Here is a 22,687-nt window from a genome sequence, read left to right as displayed (position 1 = left end):
CCTTAGCGCAGGCTGATGGTGGTGTTCACACCGTCATTGACGCTGTCATCGTCGAACCAGCGGGCGGTGACGGTCTTGGTCTGAGTGTAGAACTGCACCACCTGCTTGCCGTACGGGCCCAGGTCGCCCAGCTTGGAGCCGCGCGAACCTGTGAAACTGAAGAACGGCACCGGCACGGGAATCGGAATGTTGATGCCAACCTGGCCGATGTCGATCTCGCTCTGGAACTTGCGCGCTGCCGCACCGCTCTGGGTGAACAGGCCCGTGCCGTTGCCGAACGGGTTGGCATTGACCAGGGCGATGGCCTCGTCGAGGGTGTCGACTTCCAGGGTCACCAGCACCGGGCCGAAGATTTCCTGTGTGTAGATCTGCATGTCGGTGCGTACCCCAGAGAACAGGGTTGGGCCGACAAAGTTGCCCTGCTCATAGCCCGGCACCTTGACGTCACGCCCGTCCAGTTCGAGCTTGGCGCCTTCTTTGATTCCGCTTTCGATCAGCCCCAGCACGCGCTCCTTGGCGCGCTTGGAAACCACCGGGCCGACGTCGGTGCCCGGCTCGCAACCAGCATTGACCTTGAGCTTGCTGGCGGCTTCCTTGATGTCCGGCAGCCATTCACGGGCCTTGCCTACCAACACCGCCACCGAGGTGGCCATGCAGCGCTGACCGGCCGCGCCGAAAGCAGCACCGACCAGGGCATTGATCGTCTGGGTACGGTTGGCGTCCGGCAGCACCACGGCGTGGTTCTTGGCGCCCATCATCGACTGCACGCGCTTGCCGTGCTGGCTAGCCAGGTTGTACACGTGGGTACCGACCTCGGTGGAACCGACAAAGGAAATCGCCTTGATGTCCTTGTGGGTGCAGATCGCATCCACCACCTGCTTGCCGCCATGCACCACGTTCAGCACACCGGCCGGTATGCCGGCTTCCAGTGCCAGTTCCACCAGCATCATGGTCGACAGTGGGTCCTGTTCGGACGGCTTGAGCACGAAGGTGTTGCCGCAAACGATGGCCATCGGGAACATCCACAGCGGAATCATCGCCGGGAAGTTGAACGGGGTGATGCCAGCGCATACGCCGATCGGTTGGCGCAGGGTATAGGTGTCCACGCCACCTGCGACGTTTTCGGCGAACTCGCCCATTTGCAGGGTGCCGATCGAGGCCGCGTGCTCGACCACCTCCAGGCCGCGGAAGATATCGCCTTCGGCATCGGCGAGGGTCTTGCCCTGCTCGGCACTGAGGGTCTGGGCGATACGCTTGGTGTGTTCGCGGATCAGCGCCTGCAGCTTGAGCATGATGCGCATACGCGCGCCGATGGGGGTGTCGCGCCAGCTGGCGAAGGCTCGCTGGGCCGCAGCCACGGCGGCGTCGACTTCCTCTACGGTGGCGAACGGCACCCGCGCCAGCACCTGCTGGGTGGCCGGGTTGACGATGTCGCGCCACTCGGTGGTCTTGGACTCGACCCACTGGCCGTCGATCAGCAGCTTGACCTGCTCGACCTTGGCCTGATCGGGGGTATGGGGTGCGTTCATCTGCGCTCTCCTTGGAATTATTGTCGGAACGAGATCGCCAGCGCGCCGAGGCGGGGTGGCGCCGTGGGGCTTTTTTCGAGTATAGATGTGCAAACATCCAACAAGAACGCACAAAAAAACCGGATCATCATGCAAAAAGACCTCACCTCCCTGAGTTCACTGAACTGGGACGATTTGAAGTTCTTTCTTGAAGTGGCGCGCACCCGCAAGGCCAGCAGCGCGGCCAAGCGCCTGGCCGTTGACTACACCACGGTGTCGCGACGCATCAGCTCGCTGGAAGGCGCGCTGGGCACGCTTCTGTTCGAAAAATCCCGGACCAACGGCTTTGTCCTGACCTCTGAGGGTCAACGCCTGCTGGGCTACGCCGAATCGATCGAAAGCACGCTGCACATGGCCTGCGAGCAGGTCTCAGGCTCAGGCGTGGCACTTTCGGGCCATGTTCGCATGGGCTGCACCGAGGGCTTCGGCAGCTTCTTCGTCACTCCGCAACTGAGCCACTTCGTCGATGCCTACCCGGCAATCTCGGTGGACATCCTGCCCCTGCCGCATTTCATCAGCCTGTCCAAGCGCGAGGCCGACATCGTCATCGCCTTGGAGCGGCCCGAGCATGGGCCCTATGTGTGCTGCAAGCTGTGCGACTATCGCCTGCGGCTGTACGCGACCCAGGAATACCTGGACAACCACCCGCCAATCCGCCAGGCCGCAGACCTGACCCAGCACCGGTTCATCAGTTATGTGGACGACTTGGCGTTCAGCTCCGAGCTTTTGTACCTGGCCAACCTGATCCCCAACGCCAACGCCCACCTGCGCAGCACCAGCGTGATCGCCCAATACACCGCGGCCTTGCAAGGCCGGGGCCTGGCAATCCTGCCGTGTTTCCTGGCTGCGCAGGATGCACGATTGATCAATCTATTGCCTGAAGAGGTGGAGATCACTCGGCAGTTCTGGATGTACTGCCGGGAGGACCTGCGCAAGTTGAAGCGCATCACCTTGCTGTGGGACTACATTCGCGATGTGACCGAGGCCAACGCGCCGTTGCTGATGGGCAACAGCCGGGAGATGAAGTTCGCGTGATGCCGGATGGGCGCATCTGCGCCCAATTGCAGGCGCCAGCGCGTGCCTCAGTAGGACGCTACCACGATCGATACGCGGCGGTTCTCGGTTCGCCCGCTGGCGGTGCGGTTGTCCGCCACCGGCTGGCTGCTGCCCAGGCCAACGGTGCGGATGTTCTGAGGCTGCATGCCGATGCCGATCAGCGCCTGGGCGACGCTCTGCGCACGGCGTTCGGACAACTGCTGGTTATACGCCTCCTTGCCCGAGGCATCGGCATGGCCGTCAACCCTCACCCGCTGGATATCCACCGACAGCAAGGCTTTGCCGATGCGCTCGACGATCGCGCGGCTCTGGCTGTTCAGGCTGTCCAGATCGCTGCCAAACAACACCTTGCCAGAAAGATCGAACGCCCAACCTTCGTCAGTCGGCGCGAAGCCTTCACGCTTGAGCACGGCGATCTGCTCTTCACTCAAACCCTTGGGAACGCTCTGGCAACCGCCGAGCGCCAGCAACGTCAGCAATGCCAATACCAGCGTGGGAAAACGCAGTGCAACGACACGGTGAATCACGGTTCAGCTCCTGTTATCAACGTCAGTGGCCGAATGCTCCGTCTGCGCCACTTGCCAATGGCCACGGCGCATGCGCTTGGCCTGATACATCGCCCCATCGGCGGCATTGAGCAGCCCTGCCGGGTCCAGGCCGTCGTCGGGGAAGTAAGCGATGCCTACGCTCAACGAGGTGGTGATGCTGTTGCCGGTTTCCAGATGAATCGGCAGCTGCATGCTGGCGATGATCTTTTCAGCGATGCGCTCGGCGTCGCCTCGCGACTGCAAGGGCGTCAGCAGCACCGCGAACTCGTCCCCGCCGAGGCGCGCCACCAGGTCGTGTTCGCGCAATTGCGCGCGGATCCGACTGGCCACGCTGATCAGCACCTCATCCCCCGCCGAGTGGCCCAGGCTGTCGTTGATCTGTTTGAAATGGTCGCTGTCGAGGAACATCAGCGCCAGCCGCTCCTGCTGGCGGACGGCATTGCGTAGGCTACGGCTCAGGCGCCCCTCGAAGAATGCTCGATTGGGCAGGCCGGTAAGGCTGTCATGGGTCGCCTGGTGAGCCAGGTTCTCGTTCTCACTGCGCAGGTGACTGTCCCAGGCCTCCAGTTCGTCGAGCAGTGCATTGAAGTCGTTGCCCAGCTCGTTGAGCTCGGCGATCTGCGTTTCGGGTACGCGCCGGTCGAAGGTACGATCGCGGCGGGCGGCGTGAGCCACGCTGGCAAGGCTGCGCAACGGGCGAATGATGTCGCCGAACAGCCGACGCGAAAGATAGAGAGCCACCACTGCACTGAGCAACGTGCAGAACACGATCCCCGCCAGGCCACTGAACAGGAAGCGCAGCAAGTTGCCGCCCTGCCCGGACACTTCGATGTGCCCGACCTTCTGTTGCTGATGCATCACCGGCAGCGTGATCGGTTCCTCCAGTAGCGCGCTGGCCACTTCCGCCTCCAGCTGGGCAAACATGCCATCATCGTCACGGTGCCAATGGGCCAGTTGCACGCCTTCGTCATTGAACACCTTGGCATCGGCCACCTCTTCGGTGGCTGCGATCAACGCCAGGGCTTCCTTCGCAGCAGGAGCATCGTCGAACACCACAGCCGCTTCGACGGTGTAGTTGATCGAGCGGGCAATCAGGTGCAGGTTGTGATTGGCATAGACGCGCAAGGCGAGCACACCGAGCAGGGTCAGGGAGACGCCTGCCAACCCTACCGCCAGCAAGGCCAATCCCAGATGGCCGCGGCCAAGTACCGAACGCAGGGTTGGGCGAACGCCAGGCTTGATGCACCTTCTCATGGCTGCACCGCCCGTCGACGAGACAACTGCAACACACTGGGATGGATTCGCACACCGCTGCGAGCGACTGAATCCAGGTTTACGTCAAAGGCCACCTGCTCGTCACTGACCCGCAGGCAAAACAGGCTGCCCACGGTGCAGGGATCGTCCGCCTCGCTGATGCTGAGCACCGGATGGCCGCTGACCGACTGGAACAGCCGCTCCCGCTCACCTTGGTCGAGCTTGCCGATATAAAGTGCGTCGCAGGCGCTGGCGACACGCTGGTCGTTCACCAACAAGCGCCGCACCTGCAAGGGCTGGCCGGAGTTCTGCACATTCCCCTTGATCAGATCATCGGCGTATTCGGTCGGCCCTACCAGGCACAAACGCAGCGGCACTGGCTCTGCCGGCCAGCGCGCATAGCTGAGAATGCCCAGCACGACTTGGGTCACGGCCTTGGCCCGCTGTTGGACCTGAGCAGCGCTCGCAGGGGTGTCCGCCCGTGCAGGGCCTGCGAGCAGCAAGGCGGCCATCAACAGCGCAAGCGCACGGCCCATCACGCGTCCCCGAGGCGAGACAGCCACCATTTAGGAAATCCCACAAAGTCCCTTCAGATTTGGCGCAACGATAGCACAAGGCCTGCCGCTCAGAAATGTGCGCTACGTCACACTTGCTCGAGCATCAAACCGGAGATCCGTCGCACCCTGCGCGCCACCGCCTCTTCGAAAACGCCGGTGCGCGGCTCGATCAGGCTGAAACAGTGCTTGGCGCGGGTGATACCGGTATAGACCAACTCCTTGGTGAGCACCGGGTTCAATGCATCCGGCAACACCAAGGCCGTATGGCTGAACTCCGAGCCCTGGGACTTGTGCACGGTCATGGCAAACACCGTTTCCACCTCGTTGAGCCGGCTCGGCAACACAAAACGCACCCCGCCTTTGCCATCGTTGCGCGCAAAGGCCACGCGCAGTACCGGCTCGCCCAGATCATCCGGCAGACGCAAGGCAATGCCGATGTCGCCGTTCATCAGGCCCAAGCCATAATCGTTGCGCGTGACCAGCACTGGCCGGCCTTCATACCAGGGTTGCTGGTTGTCGATCAGCCCGGCGTTGCCAAGCACACGCGCCACACGTTCATTCAGACCCGCAACCCCCCAAGGGCCCTTGCGCACTGCGCAGAGCAACTGGAAGTGCTCGAAACTCTGCAGCACCTTGCTGGCCCACTGCTCCCAGCGCGGGTCATCGACGGGTGTGCCAGGGGGCGGACGATGACGACCAATGGCACGCAGATAGCTGCGGTAACCCTGGGGCCCATCGTCGCCACGGCCCAGGCCGTCCAATAGCAAGCGATCAAAAGCCCGGTCCTGTTCACCGCGCAGGGTCAGACCGAACACATCGCTCGGCGGCAGGGTCAGCAAATCACGTGCCTGCTGTGCCTGCTGGCGGTTGACCAGGCGGGCCAGCTGGCCGATGCCGCTGCCTTCGCCGAAACGGCGCGAGTAACGCAACATCACCACCTGCTGGGCCAGCGGATTGCGCTGCGCATCCCCGGGCGTGAGACCACAGCCCTCCAGCGATTGGCCGCCGACTTGCTCCAGCCAGGCCCGGGTAGCCGGGGAATAACAGCCCTCCTCGGCATCGCGACACAAATCACCCAACACCGCGCCGGCCTCGACCGAGGCCAACTGGTCCTTGTCGCCCAACAGCACCAGACGTGCCTTGGGCGGCAAGGCGTCGAGCAGGTTGGCCATCATCTCCAGGTCGATCATCGAGGCTTCGTCGACCACCAACACGTCCAGCGGTAACGGGTTGCCCGTATGGTGGCGGAAGTGCCGGGACCCCGGTCGGCTGCCCAGCAGACGGTGAACGGTGCTGACCTCGGTCGGGATCTGTGCGCGCACCTCACCGCTGACCTTCAGCCGCTCGACCTGCTGGCCGATCGACTCGGTCAAGCGGGCAGCGGCCTTGCCGGTGGGCGCCGCGAGGCGAATGCGCAAAGGGCGCCCCCTCTCCACGGCAGGCGCCTGCAACAACGCCAGCAAACGCACCACGGTGGTGGTCTTGCCGGTGCCAGGGCCGCCGGTGATGATGCTGAACGCCGCCCGCGTGGCCAGCGCACACGCAAGTTTCTGCCAGTCCACCTGCCCTGCCGGGGCGCCGCCTTCGAACAAGTGATCAAGCCGTGCGGGCAGATCCGCCGGCATGGCTTCGCTCTGGGTCAGGCGCTGGCGCAAGGCGTCGTCGATGCGCCGCTCATAGCTCCAGTAGCGGCGCAGATAGAGACGCTGGCCGCTGAGCACCAGCGGCCGGGCACCTTGCCCCGGGCTATTGCCCGCGGCCACCAGAGGGCTGGCGGCAATGCGCTGCAGCCAGGTGTCCAGGGTCAGGCTGGCGAGCAGTTGCGAGGGCAGCAGCAAAGGCCCGGCCAGTGCGTCGCCCTCCGGCGGCAGCGACAAGGCGAAATCAGGCTCGGCGAGGGTCTGCTCCAAATCGAGGCAGACATGACCATGGCCCAACTGATGACTGGCCAAGGCCGCTGCCAGCAATAACAAGGTGTCGCTGCCAGGGGCGCGCTCTTCGAGAAAATTCACGAAGGCACGGTCCAGTGCCCGCAGCCAGCCTCGCTCGACCCAGCGATCGAGCAGCACCAGCAGGTCACGGCTCTCGCGCAGGGGCGCCAGAGCCGTCAGTTGTTCGGCATCTACAGGGGTAGGCAAGAGGTCATCGAGGCATCGGCTCATGGCGCGACTCCGGCAAACAGGTCCTGCTGTTCCGGCTCATGGGCACCGCGGAACAGCGCATCGAGCGCCTCGATCAGCGCCCGCGGCGGCTTGGCGAAATACAAGCCATGGCCGGCGCTGTCGGCACCACGCAGGAAGATGAACACAGCACCGCCCACATGACGGTCGTAATCGTAGTCCGGCAACCGAGCCCGCAATTGGCGATGCAGGGCCAGCAGATAGAGCACGTACTGCAGATCGTAGCGATGCTCCAGAATCGCCTGCTCCATGGCCAGGCCGTTGTAGGCCTGGGTGTCCGGACCGAGCCAGTTGGATTTGTAGTCGGCCACGTAGTAACGGCCGTCCAACTCGAATGCCAGGTCGATGAAGCCTTTGAACATGCCGTTGAGCACCGTGGGCAACGCCGCAGGACGCGCCGCTGCGCCATGGGTATGGCGGGCGACCAGATGGTCAAGGCGCACGGCATCCACTTGATGGCTGGCGAACCAGAACTCCATCTCGATCTGATAGTGACGCAGCTCGGCGAGGATCAGGCTCGGGCCGTCGGCGTGCAAGGGAAGCGGCTGGCTCAGCAACTGCCCCAGCCACTGCTCCAAGGCGGGAATCCAGCCGGTCCAGCCCCGGCGGTTACAACGTTCCCCCACGGTGCGCTTGATCAAATCCGGCTTGCCGCTTACCTCGGCGAACCCTTCCCGGCCGGCCCACTCCAGCAGGCCGTGGAGGAAGGTGCCGGGGTTCGGCCCGCGAGGGAAGCGGTGAATATCGCCGCCCTCGGCGGGCACCTCACGCAATGCCTGGGTATCGACTATTTCGTCGTCCAGCAATTGCTGGGCTTGGGAACTGTCGGCGCTCAAGGTCTGATCACCGACTCGCAGGGCACTGTAGGAGGCGATCCACCAATGCTCGGCGGCGGCCCGCCGTGGCTTGCGCGCCGGCAACAGCTCGCGCTCGTCACGAGGGGGGTGGTAGCGCTGGGCGTCGGCTTCGGGCAGTACGCTGCATGTGATGTCCGCACTCGAGCCCTGCAACTGCGCAAGCCATTCGCCCAGTTCGCTGGAAGCTGCCAGAGGCAAGCCTGCGCCGAGCAGATAGCCCAGAGCACAGCGGTGCAATTGCGAGGTCTTCTGACTGCCGCGCTTGAGGTCGGCGACACCCAGCCAGCAGGCATACTGTGCACGGGTCAGGGCCACGTAGAGCAGGCGCAGATCTTCGGCCAGGCGTTCATCATCGGCGCGGGCGATCTGTGTTTCGTCGGGTGTCAGGGTGAGGTGGATCCGGCCTTGGCTATCGTGCCAGGTCAGAGGCAGGCGCTGACCATCCACCGGTTTGCTGGTGCAGATGAACGGCAAATAGACCAAGGGGTATTCCAGCCCCTTGGATTTGTGGATGGTCACTACCTTGACCAGTTGCTCGTCACTTTCAAGGCGCAGGATTTGCTCTTCGCCGGCGTGACCAGCATTGGCCAGGTGTTCGGCCAGGTGGCGGATCAAGGCCTGCTCACCGTCCAACTCACTCGCCGCCTGCTGCAGCAACTCCGCCAGGTGCAGCAAGTTGGTCAGCACCCGCTCGCCGTCGCTGCGGGCCATGAGCATGCGCGGCAGCTGGAAGTCATGCAGCAGGCGGCGCAGCATCGGCAACACGCCCTGACGCTGCCAGGTCTCGCGGTACTGACGAAAACGCATGACCCAACCTTCCCACACGCGCTCGTCCTGGTTCAGGCGGTCCAGGTCGGCGAGTGGCAGGTCGAGGGTCAGGCTGGCCAGGGCGCCCTTGAGCAGACGCTCGGAATCCGGCTCGGCACAGGCCTTGAGCCAGACCAACAAGTCATGGGCTTCTTGGGCGGCGAAGACCGAGTCCTTGTCCGACAGATACACGCTGCGCACATCGCGGGCCGCAAGCTCGGCGCGTATCAACTGGGCCTCTCGGCCATCGCGTACGAGGATGGCAATGTCCGACGGCAAGCAGGGGCGAAGCGTGCCCTGGCTGTCGAGCAGTCCGCTCACGCCTTGCTGGCCGCCATTGAGCAGGCCGACGATATGACTGGCGCAACTGGCCGCCAGTTGCTGGCGGTAGAGCGTGCTGGAGACCGGCTCCTCGCTTTGCAGTTGCCAGCATTGCAACGCCGCAGCGGGCTGGCCGTCGATCATCAATCGCTCATCGCGCCCCTTGGCACGGACCTCGACGAAGGGCAAGGGGTTGTCCTGGCCCTCGCGGAACAGGAAGGCGCCGCGCCCCTGGCGGCGCTCTTCGGCCTGGAGAAACACGCGATTGACCGCCGTTACCATCGCCTGGCTGGAACGGTAGTTGGTATCCAGACTGTGCAAGCGCCCTGCCGTGGCGCGGCGGGCGGCCAGGTAGGTGAAAATGTCGGCCCCACGGAAGGCGTAGATCGCCTGCTTGGGATCGCCGATCATGAACAGACCAGTCTCTCTATGGTTCTCGCTGATCCGGTAGATGCGCTCGAAGATGCCGTATTGCACCGGGTCAGTGTCTTGGAACTCGTCGATCAGCGCTACCGGGAACTGCTCGCGAATCAAACCGGCCAGACGCTCGCCAGACTCGCTGGTCAACGCTTGCTCCAAACGCAAGAGCATGTCGTCAAAACCCATCTCGGCGCGCTTGCGCTTCTCCACCTCGAAACGGGCCGACACCCAGGTCGCGGCGTGCTCCAGCAGCCGCGCATCGGGGCTGGCCAGCCCCTGCAATTGCTCACGCAGGCTCTGCATGGCATGCAGGGCGGGATGATCAGGCGGCTCGCCGGACTTCCAGGCTTCTGCCATGCCCGCAGGCGTCAGTCGGGTGAAACCGGTGCCCAAATCCAGCTCAAGTACTTGATCGTCACCGGCCCAGGCCCGGAGCTTGTCGAACCAAGGCTCGAAGAAGCGTGCCTGCAGCTTGCGGCCGTCCGCCAGTTTTCCGGCCACAGCCGCCTGGCAAATCTGGTGCAGTTCATCGGCCCATTGCCCCCAGGGCGCCTTGAGCTGGCACAGCTGCGCGGCCCGCTCGCGCAAGGCCTGCTCGATCAACGCTTGCGGCTGAGCATCATCCACCTCACCGCGTACCCGCCCAAACAATGGGCGGATACGTGGCAGCAACGCGTCGGGGCTGCCCCACTGGTTGCGTACCCAGGCCAGGGCTTCGCCTTGCATGCTGTAACAGAAACGCCGCCAGTAATCGCGCATGACCTGACCCAGCAACTCGCTGTGATCGGTCTCCAGGCTCTGGGTGAACAAGCTTCCGCTGTCGAAGGCGTGCTCGCGCAACATACGCTGGCACCAACCGTGAATGGTCGACACCGCGGCTTCGTCCATCCACTGGACCGCAACGTCAAGGCGACTGGCGCAACGCGCCCACTGCTCGGCGGGATAATCATCGCGCAACATCTGCAGCAGCGGATCAGCTTCGGCCAGCTCACCGCGGAAGAACCGTGCCGCTTCGGCCAGGCGAGCACGGATCCGCTCACGCAACTCTTTGGTGGCAGCGTCGGTGAAGGTCACCACCAGGATCTGTGGCGGCAGCAGCTCACGGCCAAAGCCCTGCTCGCCGCCATGGCCTAGGATCAGGCGCAGGTACAACGCCGATATGGTGAACGTCTTGCCGGTGCCAGCACTGGCCTCGATCAGTTGGCTGCCGTGCAATGGAAAGCTCAGGGCCAAGGGGCGGGCCTGGGTCATGCGGCATTCTCCGGATTGCCCAGGGTCTGCCAGGGCGCTGCGAACAAGGGGCGGTACAGGGTCTCGCACCAACCTTCGAAGGTTTCATCGGCGCACAGCGCGGCGAAGTCAGGGAACTGACGTGCCAAGGCAAGGCTCTCGCCGCGCTCGCCGGTGGTGTTCTGCCCATCGCCCTCGTAGGCGCGGACTGCTGAGGCCAGGGCTTTGTCCGGATCGCTCTGGGCCAACCAGGCGAACGCGGTCTTGGCGGCCACGGGCAGCGGCGCATTCATGGCCGCCTGGCGAGCCACGATCAGGTCGCCCAAAAGCTCCGCCGCCTGGGGCTGCGGCAGCGGGTCGAGCAACAATGTCAGGTCGCTGGCGACCATGGCGGTATGCAATGGATAGCCTGCGGCACAGGCCGCCAGATGTACGACCCAGGCAGGGATCAGGCGATGCCATTTACGGCTATTGCGTCCGGCACTCAGGGTGTTGGGTACGGTGGTGATGCTCAGAAGGCTCAGGTCCTGGGCTTGGTACACCCTCCCCAACCAGCCTTCCAGACGCTGCGTTGCGTGGTCGAAATGAATCGGCAGCGCCCCATCGACCACGGTTGGCCAACGTTGCAGCAACTGGCGATGACGCTGCAGCAGGTCAGGTAGGGGCTGGATCAGCTCGGCCTGGAGGATTTCGCCGAACCCCGCCAGCGGCAGCAGGCCGCAGGCCTGAAGGCGACGAGCCTGGCTCAGCAGCGCGTGATCGGCGTTGTCGGGATCGGCCAGCGCGGCGCCGAGCAGGCTTTCGCTCAGCCCGTAGCGCTGCAAAGCATCGAGCACGAAGGGTTCTTCATCCGGCGTTGGCGTTTCCAAGGCCTCGAAGAACACTTTCAGACGCTGACTGAAGAAGTGCCGCACAGGGTGACGCAGAAAATCCTGCAACTGGGTGAGGCTCAACGCCTCCTCGGCTACATAGGGCGGCAGCGTGTCACGACAGGCCACAGGATCCGTGTCGAGCTGGTGCAATACCTGCCACTCATGGGCGTAGCTGAACAACGCGCTGCCTTTCTGGAAATAACGTTGGCTGAAGGGTTGGAGGGGATGCTCCTGGGTCAGGGCATGCAGCAACTGCTCACCAGGGTTTTCCCGCAGCCCCTCCTTGGCGCCCGCCAGACGCCAACCCGCGGCGAGGTGATCGCGCAACTGACCGATCAACACCGATGCGGGACGCTCGCTGTTGTCACGAATGCTGCGCCCGACCCAACTGATATAGAGCTGGTCACGCGCCGAGAGCAGGGCTTCAAGCAACAGGTAACGGTCATCTTCACGGCGGGAGCGATCACCAGGGCGGTAGTCGCTGGCCATCAGATCGAAGTCCAGCGGCGGCTGGGCACGTGGGTAGTCGCCGTCATTCATGCCCAGCAGGCACACCACCCGGAAGGGGATCGCGCGCATGGGCATGAGCGTGCAGAAGTTCACCGAACCTGCCAGAAAACGTTGGGACAACTTGCCTTGGTCCAGCCCCGACAACCAAGCCTCACGAACCACCGTTAGCGGCAACACGTCTTGCAAGCCAACCGCTTCGCACGTGGCCAACCAGGTGTCGCGCAAATCCTGCAGCTGCATCAACAGGAACTCGTCCTGCTCATCCTCGGCGAGAAAGAACACTTGTAGCAGCGCTTGCAGACGCTCGCCCCACTCGCGCGCCGTAGCCGGCTGCGACAAGGCTTCGCATGCCACATCGAGCGCGTCGAGCAGGGCCACGAGCGGGCCGATCAAGGCAGCATCGAGGCCACCGATTTCATCATAGGGCTCGATCTCGTCGAAGCCCTCCCCGACACCGACGGCATACCCCAGCAACATGCGTCGCAGGCCAAACCGCCAGCTGTTCTGCTCCAGGCCTTCAGGCAGTCCCAGGGTCGCACGTTGTTTGGCGCTCAGTCCCCAGCGGATGCCGGCGCCCTCGATCCAGCGATGCAAAGTCGGCAAATCGCTCTGTGCGATGGCAAAGCGCGCACGAAGCGCAGGGACGTCCAGCAGGTCGAGCACTTCGCTGACGGCAAAGCGACTCTCGGGCAACTTGAGCAGATGCTCCAGAGCGATCAGCAGCGGTTCTCGACCACGCTGGCCTTGGTCGGTGAGAGTGAAAGGAATGTAGCGAGGGTCGTTGCGCTCAAGTTGGCCGAAGACCGCGCGGATATGCGGTGCATAGTCGTCGATGGCCGGCAGCATGACGATGACATCACGCGGGCGCAGCGTGGGATCTGCACTGAAGCGGGCCAGCAACTGGTCATGAAGGATCTCCACTTCTCGCTGCGGACTGTGGGCCACATGGAAGCGCACCGAGCGATCCTTGGCGGGATCGACAGGAGCCCACTGCTCGCGGGTTTCGGCCAGTGGGCGCAACTCGAGAATGTCATCCTGCAACTGGCGAAGCAGGCAGTTTGGCTCAGACTCTTGGAAAAGGTCGATGCGACCCTCGCTGAATACACCGCGGTAGCTGCCGGGGTCATCATAACTGTCGAGAAGGTTGATGTAGTCACGGCCCTGCTTGCCCCAGGCAGCCAGTAATGGATGAGCATGCTGATGCAGGCTTTCGTCATCCAATTGCAAGGGGGTGCCGTGCTTGCGCTGCTGACGCTTGTACTGATGACGTAGCAGGTCCTTGTCTGCAACGATATCCGCCCAATGATGGCGGCATGGGTTATGTACGCACAGCAACACCTGACTGAAGCGAGCAAGCCCCGCCAGCGCCTCGAGTGCTTGGGCTGGTAAGGACGAAATGCCGAAGACGATCACCCGTTTCGGCAAGCCGGAGGGGGCTTGGTCCAGGCTGTTGATACGTTCGATGAAACGCTGGTGCACCCCGGCGCGACTCTGCGCCATGCCCGCCTCGCCGACATCCTCGAGCAAAGCTCGCCATAGCTGCGCCTGCCAGCGATTACCGGCGGGTAAGGGCTTGCGTTCGCCACGAGCGCTATTGAGTACATGCTCGCCTACTGCCCAATCCTTGAGCCAGTCGGCGCGATAGACTTGGTATTGGTCGAACAGGTCCGCCAAGCGCTCGGCCAATTGGTAACGCTTGCGCAGATCACCATCGTCCGTGAGGAAACGGCGCAGCGGTTCGAAATGGGGGCGCTCGATCAACTCAGGAAGCAGGCGCATCAAGCGCCAAGTGAGGGGAGCTTTGTCCAGCAACGAAACCTCAGGAATTTCATCGCGCCCCAGAACACGGCGATACAACTGCCACATGAAACTGCCCGGCAACTGGACATCGATAGCAGCCGCAATCCCACATCCGCCTTGATCGCCCTCCTGCGGGTCTTCGGCCAGGGCCAACTTGAGCCATTGGGCGATGCCATTGCTTTGAACCAGCGCGATCTCGTTCTCCAGCGGTGCCAAGGGATAACGACGCATCACACCCACTACCAGATGGCGCAAGTCATCCAGACGGTTGCCTTGAACGATCATGAAACCTGGATGCAGGGAGGATGTGTCGGTCATTGAGCGTCTCAGCCGGGGAGGTTCTGGTAGGGAACCATATCACAGGGGCTGCGCATCGCCCGAGGTGTTGCAGGCCCCATATCGCTGTAGGAAGCGCCTTTCTGGAAAGTACTGATTGGGCTGCCAATATAGGCTGCAGAAAAGACAAAACCCCTACCTGCTCACGCAGATAGGGGTTTTGCGAAATGAATCTTGACGATGACCTACTCTCACATGGGGAAGCCCCACACTACCATCGGCGATGCATCGTTTCACTGCTGAGTTCGGGATGGGATCAGGTGGTTCCAATGCTCTATGGTCGTCAAGAAATTCTGTTGCCAGACTGTCTTATGACACTCCAGCCAATTCGGATATGTGATCGTTGTGGTTGCGAACTTTCGGTTCCGGCTCCTGGTGGTGCCGGAGGATGGGGTGCACCGGCCAGGGCTCAACGATGAAAGAGGCCTGGGACGACATGTGGAGCCTCTACTTCGAGGCTGTCCGCCCCGCTCGCCCGCAGACGTTCCACTCGCCGCGCGTCCGCTGCGGCTGATTCCAGCCTAACCCCTCCCCCAACTACTCAAGCCCGCCGACATGCGCGGGCGTGGAGAGCTATCGCCATGCCAATCATCACCGTGACCACGACGGTCATCACCCGCTTCGACGTGCCCGAGGGCGTAGGCATCGATCTGATCCGCCACCAGGCGCTGCCAGTGCTATCCGAGGACGAAGAAGGAACCGACGAGGTCGGCAACCTGCAGGACACGGCCTTGAACATGGTGTTCCTGGGTGATGCCGATCCACAGTCGCGCACCGTCGAGCACTACATCGTCGAGGGAGGCGACCATCCATGAACCTGATCGACTGCTACGTCACGAAGATCCTCGGCGAGCCGTACCGCATGTTCGGCCACTGGTGGGTCGATGTCGAATACAGCAGTCGGGGAAGCGTCACTACCACCCGGCTCATGTTCCGCACCGAGGAAGCCGCTAGGGCGGCGAAGATCGGGCACCACTTCTTGGCCTGAGGAGGCTCACATGAACACCTATTTCCTGCTCATGGCCCAGTACGGAGGCCAGGCAATCATCCCGCTCGAGCGCGTGTGCCTCGACTACTTCAGCCATCTGACCCCGGAGAAGATGAAGGGCAAGGTGGCGCGGGGCGAGATCAACCTGCCGCTGGTCTGCATGGAGAGCAGCCAGAAGTCAGCACGTGGCGTGCACCTGAACGATCTGGCTGCCTACCTGGACGCGCAGCACCAGAAGGCCAAGACCGAGCACGACAAGCTCATGGGTCGCGGCCTTCGACGCGTCTCTTGATCCTCTTCTGGGCCTCGATCACGGGGCCCGTTATCACCTTATCGATCCATTCCCATCCTTTATATGGATCGCCATTCCCCCGTAGGTGCGTATAGCGCCGCATCGAGTTCCAATCCCGGTGACCAGAAACAGAGGCCACCTTCGGGATATCCCACCCCATTTCGAACAGACGGCTGACGCCATCGTGGCGCAGGTCGTGAAAGTGCAGGTCGTCTATCTCCAGGAAGTTGCAGGCCCTGGTGAAGGATGCCGAAATCGACTTCGAGTTGTACGGAAACACCTCATCGGCTACGCGAGGCATCGACTGCAGAATACGCCAGGCCTCGTCGGGCAGGTGGCACCACACGTCGTTGCCGTATTTCTGGCCCGGGTTCTTCATGTCGGTGATCAGCGCCGACTGATCCTTCTCGTTTAGCGCGTCCCAGCGGATTCGAGTGATCTCCTCCTGCCGGCGGGTGGAGAACAGCGCGAACAGCGTGACCCGCAGCATGTCGATCTCCTGCTTGCGGCGTTCGCGCATCTCCTCGAAGTACTTCAGGATCTTTTCGAGCTCGCCCAGGGTAGGCCGGCGGTTACGCTCACGGCTCCGGGTGACCGCGCCCATCTTGCGCAGCACCTTCCGTGCGTCGGGCATAGCGTGCGGGTCGACCTCATACCCCCAGGCAGGCCGGGCCACTGAAAGCACGGCGCCGAGGTGGGCCAGGTCGTTGCCCACGGTCTGCGCCTGGATGCCGTCCTTTTCCATCCGCCACATGGCGTAGTCCACCAGCTTCTGGCTCGTCAGCTCACTGTCCACAACGTCGCCCAGCCAGGTTTCCTTGATGGCCAGCAAGGTGGCGCGCTTGGTCTTCCCCAGCGGCCGGAGCTTCTCGTACTGGTCCAGGTACTTCTCGACCATGTGCTTGACCGTCACTCCGCTCCGGTTCGCCTTCTCGATAGCGCCCGGCTCGTGCAGTTCGGCCTCGCGCTTTCGGATCCAGGCCTGCGCCGTAGTCTTCCGATCGAAGGTCTGGCTTTCCTGATAGACTTTCACGCCCTTGCGCATGATCCTGATCTGGGCGTCGTAGGTGGTAGACCCGTCTTTCCTTTTGCGGGTGGTGATGGTGCCCATTTGCTAAATCCCCAATTGCTTTTGCTGAAATTCAGCAACGAGCTTTGGAGAATAAGCAAAAAAGGTAGTAAACGATAGAGAATGAGAGAAACCCGAATGCACCCCGAGACACCAGAAAACGCGGCCCACCCAATGGATACGGTAGTAAGGCGGTTTTCTGTTGCACCGATGATGGACTGGACCGATCGCCATTGCCGGTTCTTCCTGCGCCTGCTCTCCAAGCACGCCCTGCTCTACACCGAAATGGTCACCACCGGTGCGCTGCTGCACAACGATGCCCATCGCTTCCTGCGCCATGACGACACAGAGCATCCGCTGGCCTTGCAGCTGGGCGGCAGTGTGCCGGCGGAGCTGGCGGCGTGCGCGCGGCTGGCCGAGGATGCCGGCTACGATGAGGTCAACCTCAACGTCGGCTGCCCGAGCGACCGGGTGCAGAACAACATGATCGGCGCCTGCCTGATGGGGCATCCGGCGTTGGTGGCCGATTGCGTCAAGGCCATGCGCGATGCGGTGGCCACTCCGGTCACGGTCAAGCACCGCATCGGCATCAATGGCCGTGACAGCTACGCCGAACTGTGCGATTTCGTGGGTCAGGTGCGTGACGCGGGTTGCCGCAGCTTCACCGTGCATGCGCGTATCGCCATCCTCGAAGGCCTGTCGCCCAAGGAGAACCGCGAAATTCCGCCGCTGCGCTATGACGTTGCTGCGCGACTGAAGGCCGATTTTCCGGATCTGGAGCTGGTGCTCAATGGCGGTATCAAGACGTTGGAAGAATGCCATGCGCACCTGCAGACCTTCGACGGCGTGATGCTGGGCCGCGAGGCCTACCACAACCCCTACCTGCTGGCCGAAGTGGACCAGCAGCTGTTCGGCAGCACCGCCCCGGTGGTCAGCCGCAGCGAGGCGCTGGAGAAGCTGCGCCCGTACATCGTCGCGCATCTGCAAAGCGGCGGCGCCATGCATCACATCACCCGCCATATCCTCGGCCTGGGCCAGGGTTTCCCTGGCGCCCGACGCTTCCGCCAACTGCTGTCGGCGGACATCCACAAAGCCCCGGAGCCCCTGGCGATCTTCGACCAGGCCGCCGAGCTGCTGCAAGGCCGCTGAGGGAACCCCCGGCGCGCTTTCGACTCGAACCTTCATTCCCTCGCCCGACCTGCCCCGCCGGCCCTTGAGTGGCCGTCGGGGCTCGGGTAATGTCGAGTCATTGCACAGGACAGAGCACGCCCATGACCTCCAAGCTGGAACAACTCAAGCAGTTCACCACCGTGGTCGCCGACACCGGGGACCTGGACGCCATCACCCGCCTCAAGCCGGTCGACGCCACCACCAACCCATCGCTGCTGCTCAAGGCCGCGGCGATCCCGGGTTACGCGGACTTGCTCAAGCAGGTCAAGAGCGATGCCAAGGGCAATGTGGACCTGGCCTGCGACAAGTTTGCCGTGGCCGTGGGCGCGGGCATCCTCAAGGTCATTCCTGGGCGTATCTCCACCGAGGTCGACGCCCGCCTGTCGTTCGACGAACCCGCGCTGCTGGCCAAGGCCCGCCAACTGATCGGCCTGTACGAGCAGGCTGGCGTGCCGCGTGATCGCGTGCTGATCAAGCTGGCCTCCACCTGGGAGGGTATTCGCGCCGCCGAGAAGCTGGAAAAAGAAGGCATCCAGACCAACCTGACCCTGTTGTTCTCCTTCGCCCAGGCCCAGGCCTGCGCCGATGCCGGGGTGTTCCTGATTTCGCCGTTCGTGGGCCGCATCTACGACTGGTACAAGAAAAGCACCGGCAAGGAGTATGTCGGCGCCGAAGACCCAGGCGTGCAGTCGGTGACGCGGATCTACAACTACTACAAGGCCAACGGCTACGACACGGTGGTGATGGGCGCAAGCTTCCGCAACATCGGCCAGATCGAGCAACTGGCCGGCTGCGACCGCCTGACCATCAGCCCCGAATTGCTGCAGCAACTGAGCGATGACCAAGGCCAACTACCGCGAATCCTCAAGCCAGGCAACGCCGGCGAGGCCAAACAGCATCTGAGCGAAAGCCAGTTCCGCTGGGCGATGAACGAAGACCCCATGGGCACCGAGAAACTGGCCGAAGGCATCCGTCAGTTCGCCCGTGATCAGGAAAAGCTGGAAGCGTTGATGGCTGAAAAAGCCTGATACACATTTTGGTTGCCCTACGGGCGGGAGATGCCGAGCATTTTCCGCCCGTTTTCATTTGCGGCACCTTCAAACTGCCTTGCCCGCAAGCGCCTGGGCACACACGACTGAAAACCAATCGATGCCACCTAACACCGCACTTCCCCTTGTCCTTGCAGGCCCCGTCCTGCGCCGGCTGGAGCCTCAACGCCTGGCAATCTGGCTGGTCGCAACGCAGCCGCTTCGCCCCACGTTCGTTCTCGATGCGCCATCTCTCACGGCAAACCTAACCTGCGAGGTGATCCCCATCGGCACGCAGGCCTTCGTTCACCTGCTGGATATCCACTTCGACCAGCCGCTGCCGCGCAACGCCGCCATCCCCTATGACCTGTTGCTCGAGGATGGCCAGGGGATCGCCGACTGGGCTCCTCACCTGCTCTACCCCGGCAGCCAACGCCCAAGCTTCGTGCTGCGCGAGCGCCTCGAGCAGTTGCTCCATGGTTCCTGCCGCAAGCCTCACTACCCGGCTGCCGACGGCTTGCTGTGCGCGGACCGGCTCCTGCAGCAGTGCCAGCTGCCCGAGGAACGCCCGGCGCTGCTGCTGATGAGCGGTGACCAGGTCTATGCCGATGATGTCGCCGGGCCCATGCTGCGCGCCATCCACACGCTGATCGAACGCCTGGGCCTGTTCGGCGAGACCCTGGAAGGTGCTTTGGTCGCCGACAGCGCTGCGCTGTATCGTCACCCTGCCAGCTATTACCACCGCGCGGACCTGCTACCCGCCCAGCAGGGCAACGAAACCCTGCGCGAGCGCTTCTTCGGCGGCAAGCGCAAACCGATCTTCTCCAGCAGCAACGCCGACAATCATCTGGTGACCTTCGCCGAGGTCATGGCCATGTACCTGCTGGTTTGGTCCCCCGTGCCCTGGGCGCTGGTACGCCTGGACATGCCCGAGGGCCTGACCGACAAGCGCCAGGCGCGCTACCGGCAGGAATTGCCACAGATCGAAGCGTTCGCCGGCCACCTCGATCGGGTCGCACGGGTGATGGCACACCTGCCCTGCCTGATGATCTTCGATGACCATGACATCACCGACGACTGGAACCTGTCGGCGCAATGGGAAGAGACCGCCTATGGGCATCCCTTCTCGCGTCGGATCATCGGCAATGCGCTGCTCGGTTACCTGCTATGCCAGGGCTGGGGCAACGATCCGGACAGCTGCCGGGCGCTGATCGAGCCGTGCAAGGCCCTGGGCGAACGCAGCCTGCAACAACGCCTGGACGCCCAGGCCCAGGACACGCTGATCGACCAGTTGCTGCGCTTTCAGGGCTGGCAATTCAGCCTGGCCACCGAGCCACCACTGCTGGTGCTGGACACCCGCACCCGTCGCTGGCGCAGCGAGAGCAGCCTGAAAAAGCCTTCCGGCCTGCTCGACTGGGAAGCCTTGTGCGAACTGCAGCAGGCACTGCTGGACCATCCTTCGGCGATCATCGTGTCGCCGGCACCGATCTTCGGGGTCAAGCTGATCGAAACGGTCCAGCGCGTGTTCAGCTGGCTGGGCTACCCGTTGTTGGTGGATGCGGAAAACTGGATGGCCCATCGGGGCGCGGCACAGGTGATTCTCAACATCTTCAGCCATTCGCGTACCCCAGGGCACTATGTAGTCCTGTCGGGCGACGTGCACTATTCGTTCGTCTATGAGGTGTTGATCCGCCACCGTCAGCGCAGCCCGCACTTGTGGCAGATCACCAGCAGCGGCATCAAGAACCAGTTTCCCAAGCGCCTACTGGACGTATTGGACCGCCTTAACCGCTGGCTCTATGCCCCGCGTTCGCCACTCAACTGGTTCACCAAGCGCCGACAGATGGAAGTGGTGCCGCGCACGCCCAGCCGCAGCCAGGCGGGTGAGCGACTGTGGAATGGCGCAGGGTTGGGGCAGGTGTGGTTCGATGAGCAGGGGCGACCGACGCGGGTGTTCCAGCTGAGCGCCGCGGGGAACGAAGCTACGGAATTTACGCAGCGCAAATGACAGCGGCGGCCTGCGCTGGGCGCGTCACGGGTAAACCCGCTCCCACTGGAATACCGCGAGCCGCAAAGCTTGTGAAGGATAGGGGAACGGGTTCACCCGCCAAGGGATCGACACAGGATAAGAATCAGGTGCGCTCCAAAGCGCTGACCAGATCGTGGAAGGCCTCACGGTTGGAATCGTTCAGCCCCATGAGGATCTTGTGCGCCTCCAGCACCTTGGAACGCACGACATCTTCGTTCTGGTCCTGGGATGGCAGGTCGGTCAGGCACTCCGGGCACGGCACCGGACGATCGACGATGTTGAACACCTGATCGAAGCCCATGGACTGCAGCAACCGAGAGATGTCCGGGTTGGTGGTGACCACGGTCGGCAACAGGCCGACCTTCTGCCGGGACAGGATCGACAGTTTGGCCAGCAGGCCAAGCGTGGTGCTGTCGATGCTCTCGGTCTCGGTCAGATCGATGACGATGGCCGAGAAGTTCAGCGCGGTGAAGATCTTTTCGATCGTTGCATCCAGCGCCGAACACAGGGTCAGGCGCACTTCACCGACGAACTTCAGAACAAAGGTCCCGCTCTGCTCGGCGAACTGGATTCTACCGGTACTCATTCAAGGTTCCTGCTCAACACCAATAGGGCGATATCATCCGGCATCTCCCCAAGCGTAGCCAATCCAAATCGTTGGCGCAGCCCGTCCAGGCTGCCCCCCGCGTCCTTGACGATTTCCGGCAAGGTCGCTTCCTTATCTTTGAGTGTATCCCCTGGCAAAAGGTCCAGAATGCCATCGGACATCAGGGTCAGACTGAAGCGCGACGGCAGCTCCAGCACCTGGTCCTGATAACTGGCCTCTTCGAACAACCCCACCGGCAGGCCACGGCCTTTCAGGTAACGAGCTTGTCCCGGGGTGTAAAGCACCGGCAGCGGCAGATGGCCGCCAACACTGTAGGTCATCAACCCGGTTTCCTCGTCGATCACCCCACCCACCATGGTCACGTGCTTGCCCAGCTTGCAGTTGATCAGCCCACGGTTGATGTGGCTGAGCACCTCGGAAGGCTTGAATTCGCGCATCTTGCCGCTGCGCTTGAATTCGAACAGCAAGCGGGTGGTCATGAACTTCAGCAGCACGGTGACGAACGCCGAGGACGCGCCGTGACCGGAGACATCGGCCAGGTAGAAGGCGATACGTCGCTCATCGACCCGGAAGTAATCCGCAAAATCACCCGACAGGTACAGCGACGGAATGATCTGGTGCTCGAACGACAAATCGCCCGCTGTCCACGGGCTTTCCGGCAGCATGTTCATCTGCACCTGGCGACCGGCGTTCTGGTCCTCCTGGAGCAGGTGCAGGCTGGCTTCCAGCTCACGGTTGGCGGCCTCGAGCTTGTCGCGGTAGCGCTGGTTTTCCAGCACCAGGCGCGAACGGTCAAGTGCGCGGCGAACCGAGTGTTCGAGCACGGCCAGGTCTTCCAGAGGCTTTATCAGGTAGTCAGCGGCTCCCACGCGCAAGGCCTCGACCGCATCGTTCATGACACCGGCTCCGGAGACCACGATCACCGGCAACTGCGGCGCCCGCTCGCTGATCCGACGGATCAGTTCGAGGCCACCCATCTGCGGCATGCGCAGATCGCAGATCACGAGGTCGGGCTGGTGTTCTTCGAAGACCTGGAGCCCCTGCTGGCCATTGCCGGCCTGGAGGACGCTGAAGCCACTGTCTTCCAGATAGGCGGCGAGGCTGGCACGGACCACGTCGTCGTCATCGATGATCAGCAGCGTTGCACTGGTTTTCTGCATGTGGGCGAACGGCGCCGGATTGGTTGGC

Annotated in this window: 17 protein-coding genes and 1 rRNA gene; 7 read left to right on the top strand and 11 right to left on the bottom strand. The window is 63.0% G+C overall.

Going from position 1 to position 22,687, the window contains the following annotated elements; translation table 11 throughout:
* Window positions 1-2 precede the first annotated feature (2 nt).
* Window positions 3-1,529, bottom strand: coding sequence for a CoA-acylating methylmalonate-semialdehyde dehydrogenase (locus R6G97_RS16005; protein WP_090345117.1), 1,527 nt, complete (start codon window positions 1,527-1,529; stop codon window positions 3-5).
* Window positions 1,530-1,658: 129 nt separating this feature from the next.
* On the opposite strand from R6G97_RS16005, the gene R6G97_RS16000 reads away from it, so the two are divergent.
* Window positions 1,659-2,603, top strand: a complete 945-nt coding sequence (locus tag R6G97_RS16000; protein ID WP_102081186.1) for a LysR family transcriptional regulator — start codon at window positions 1,659-1,661, stop codon at window positions 2,601-2,603.
* Window positions 2,604-2,650: 47 nt separating this feature from the next.
* Here R6G97_RS16000 and R6G97_RS15995 read toward each other — a convergent pair whose 3' ends face one another.
* From R6G97_RS15995 to rrf, 7 genes are all read right to left on the bottom strand, one after another.
* On the bottom strand, window positions 2,651-3,151 hold the full coding sequence (locus R6G97_RS15995) for an OmpA family protein (RefSeq protein ID WP_043215252.1): 501 nt from the start codon (window positions 3,149-3,151) through the stop codon (window positions 2,651-2,653).
* A gap of 3 nt (window positions 3,152-3,154) precedes the next feature.
* Window positions 3,155-4,426 carry a diguanylate cyclase domain-containing protein gene (locus R6G97_RS15990; protein ID WP_043215249.1) on the bottom strand — a complete coding sequence of 424 codons (1,272 nt, stop codon included), beginning with the start codon at window positions 4,424-4,426 and terminating at the stop codon, window positions 3,155-3,157.
* Window positions 4,423-4,962 (bottom strand): YfiR family protein, encoded by a 540-nt coding sequence (locus R6G97_RS15985; protein WP_232111639.1) that lies wholly within the window; start codon window positions 4,960-4,962, stop codon window positions 4,423-4,425. The genes R6G97_RS15990 and R6G97_RS15985 overlap by 4 nt, the downstream gene beginning before the upstream one ends.
* A 107-nt stretch (window positions 4,963-5,069) precedes the next feature.
* The gene (gene recD / locus R6G97_RS15980) at window positions 5,070-7,145 is read right to left on the bottom strand and encodes an exodeoxyribonuclease V subunit alpha (RefSeq protein ID WP_090346960.1); all 2,076 of its coding nucleotides are present in this window, start codon (window positions 7,143-7,145) and stop codon (window positions 5,070-5,072) included.
* Complete coding sequence (recB, locus tag R6G97_RS15975; protein ID WP_182817114.1) at window positions 7,142-10,819, bottom strand: exodeoxyribonuclease V subunit beta; 3,678 nt, start codon at window positions 10,817-10,819, stop codon at window positions 7,142-7,144. The genes recD and recB overlap by 4 nt, the downstream gene beginning before the upstream one ends.
* Window positions 10,816-14,298 carry an exodeoxyribonuclease V subunit gamma gene (gene recC / locus R6G97_RS15970; protein WP_182817112.1) on the bottom strand — a complete coding sequence of 1,161 codons (3,483 nt, stop codon included), beginning with the start codon at window positions 14,296-14,298 and terminating at the stop codon, window positions 10,816-10,818. Before recC ends, recB begins: the two co-directional genes overlap by 4 nt.
* A gap of 190 nt (window positions 14,299-14,488) precedes the next feature.
* Window positions 14,489-14,604 (bottom strand): 5S ribosomal RNA (rrf, locus tag R6G97_RS15965).
* Window positions 14,605-14,897: 293 nt separating this feature from the next.
* Here rrf and R6G97_RS15960 point away from each other — a divergent pair.
* Genes R6G97_RS15960 through R6G97_RS15950 form a run of 3 tightly spaced genes read left to right on the top strand, consistent with a single transcriptional unit; the run spans window position 14,898 to window position 15,596 of the window.
* Window positions 14,898-15,131 carry a hypothetical protein gene (locus R6G97_RS15960; RefSeq protein ID WP_317847219.1) on the top strand — a complete coding sequence of 78 codons (234 nt, stop codon included), beginning with the start codon at window positions 14,898-14,900 and terminating at the stop codon, window positions 15,129-15,131.
* Window positions 15,128-15,304, top strand: coding sequence for a hypothetical protein (locus R6G97_RS15955; RefSeq protein ID WP_317847218.1), 177 nt, complete (start codon window positions 15,128-15,130; stop codon window positions 15,302-15,304). Before R6G97_RS15960 ends, R6G97_RS15955 begins: the two co-directional genes overlap by 4 nt.
* A gap of 10 nt (window positions 15,305-15,314) precedes the next feature.
* Window positions 15,315-15,596, top strand: a complete 282-nt coding sequence (locus tag R6G97_RS15950) for a pyocin activator PrtN family protein (protein ID WP_173890460.1) — start codon at window positions 15,315-15,317, stop codon at window positions 15,594-15,596.
* On the opposite strand, the gene R6G97_RS15945 is transcribed toward R6G97_RS15950, so the two are convergent.
* Window positions 15,565-16,707, bottom strand: coding sequence for a site-specific integrase (locus tag R6G97_RS15945; RefSeq protein ID WP_317847217.1), 1,143 nt, complete (start codon window positions 16,705-16,707; stop codon window positions 15,565-15,567). The two genes, R6G97_RS15950 and R6G97_RS15945, sit on opposite strands and share 32 nt — an antisense overlap.
* A gap of 96 nt (window positions 16,708-16,803) precedes the next feature.
* Here R6G97_RS15945 and dusA point away from each other — a divergent pair, with 96 nt between their 5' ends.
* From dusA to R6G97_RS15930, 3 genes are all read left to right on the top strand, one after another.
* A complete protein-coding gene (dusA, locus tag R6G97_RS15940; RefSeq protein ID WP_442800217.1) occupies window positions 16,804-17,814 on the top strand; it encodes a tRNA dihydrouridine(20/20a) synthase DusA in 1,011 nt (336 codons plus the stop codon).
* A gap of 122 nt (window positions 17,815-17,936) precedes the next feature.
* Window positions 17,937-18,863, top strand: a complete 927-nt coding sequence (tal, locus tag R6G97_RS15935; protein WP_317847215.1) for a transaldolase — start codon at window positions 17,937-17,939, stop codon at window positions 18,861-18,863.
* Between the two features lie 121 nt (window positions 18,864-18,984).
* Window positions 18,985-20,871, top strand: a complete 1,887-nt coding sequence (locus R6G97_RS15930; protein ID WP_317847214.1) for an alkaline phosphatase D family protein — start codon at window positions 18,985-18,987, stop codon at window positions 20,869-20,871.
* Window positions 20,872-20,995: 124 nt separating this feature from the next.
* On the opposite strand, the gene rssC is transcribed toward R6G97_RS15930, so the two are convergent.
* On the bottom strand, window positions 20,996-21,478 hold the full coding sequence (rssC, locus tag R6G97_RS15925; protein ID WP_008099230.1) for an anti-sigma factor antagonist RssC: 483 nt from the start codon (window positions 21,476-21,478) through the stop codon (window positions 20,996-20,998).
* Window positions 21,475-22,659: a two-component system response regulator RssB gene (gene rssB, locus R6G97_RS15920; protein WP_317847213.1), complete on the bottom strand. Its 1,185-nt coding sequence runs from the start codon at window positions 22,657-22,659 to the stop codon at window positions 21,475-21,477. The genes rssC and rssB overlap by 4 nt, the downstream gene beginning before the upstream one ends.
* Window positions 22,660-22,687 lie beyond the last annotated feature (28 nt).

It is taken from the genome of Pseudomonas sp. HTZ2, assembly GCF_033173945.1.
GTDB classification, from domain to species: Bacteria; Pseudomonadota; Gammaproteobacteria; order Pseudomonadales; family Pseudomonadaceae; genus Aquipseudomonas; species Aquipseudomonas guariconensis.
Note: the sequence above shows the minus strand (reverse complement) of the source record. Positions and strands in the feature narration are given on the sequence as shown.

Coding starts and splice junctions, on each gene's coding strand:
- R6G97_RS16005 (WP_090345117.1), bottom strand. CDS start 1,529: ATGAACGCACCCCATACCCCCGATCAGGCCAAGGTCGAGCAGGTCAAG.
- R6G97_RS16000 (WP_102081186.1), top strand. CDS start 1,659: ATGCAAAAAGACCTCACCTCCCTGAGTTCACTGAACTGGGACGATTTG.
- R6G97_RS15990 (WP_043215249.1), bottom strand. CDS start 4,426: ATGAGAAGGTGCATCAAGCCTGGCGTTCGCCCAACCCTGCGTTCGGTA.
- R6G97_RS15985 (WP_232111639.1), bottom strand. CDS start 4,962: ATGGGCCGTGCGCTTGCGCTGTTGATGGCCGCCTTGCTGCTCGCAGGC.
- recD (WP_090346960.1), bottom strand. CDS start 7,145: ATGAGCCGATGCCTCGATGACCTCTTGCCTACCCCTGTAGATGCCGAA.
- recB (WP_182817114.1), bottom strand. CDS start 10,819: ATGACCCAGGCCCGCCCCTTGGCCCTGAGCTTTCCATTGCACGGCAGC.
- recC (WP_182817112.1), bottom strand. CDS start 14,298: ATGACCGACACATCCTCCCTGCATCCAGGTTTCATGATCGTTCAAGGC.
- R6G97_RS15960 (WP_317847219.1), top strand. CDS start 14,898: ATGCCAATCATCACCGTGACCACGACGGTCATCACCCGCTTCGACGTG.
- R6G97_RS15955 (WP_317847218.1), top strand. CDS start 15,128: ATGAACCTGATCGACTGCTACGTCACGAAGATCCTCGGCGAGCCGTAC.
- R6G97_RS15950 (WP_173890460.1), top strand. CDS start 15,315: ATGAACACCTATTTCCTGCTCATGGCCCAGTACGGAGGCCAGGCAATC.
- R6G97_RS15945 (WP_317847217.1), bottom strand. CDS start 16,707: ATGGGCACCATCACCACCCGCAAAAGGAAAGACGGGTCTACCACCTAC.
- dusA (WP_442800217.1), top strand. CDS start 16,804: ATGCACCCCGAGACACCAGAAAACGCGGCCCACCCAATGGATACGGTA.
- tal (WP_317847215.1), top strand. CDS start 17,937: ATGACCTCCAAGCTGGAACAACTCAAGCAGTTCACCACCGTGGTCGCC.
- R6G97_RS15930 (WP_317847214.1), top strand. CDS start 18,985: ATGCCACCTAACACCGCACTTCCCCTTGTCCTTGCAGGCCCCGTCCTG.
- rssC (WP_008099230.1), bottom strand. CDS start 21,478: ATGAGTACCGGTAGAATCCAGTTCGCCGAGCAGAGCGGGACCTTTGTT.
- rssB (WP_317847213.1), bottom strand. CDS start 22,659: ATGCAGAAAACCAGTGCAACGCTGCTGATCATCGATGACGACGACGTG.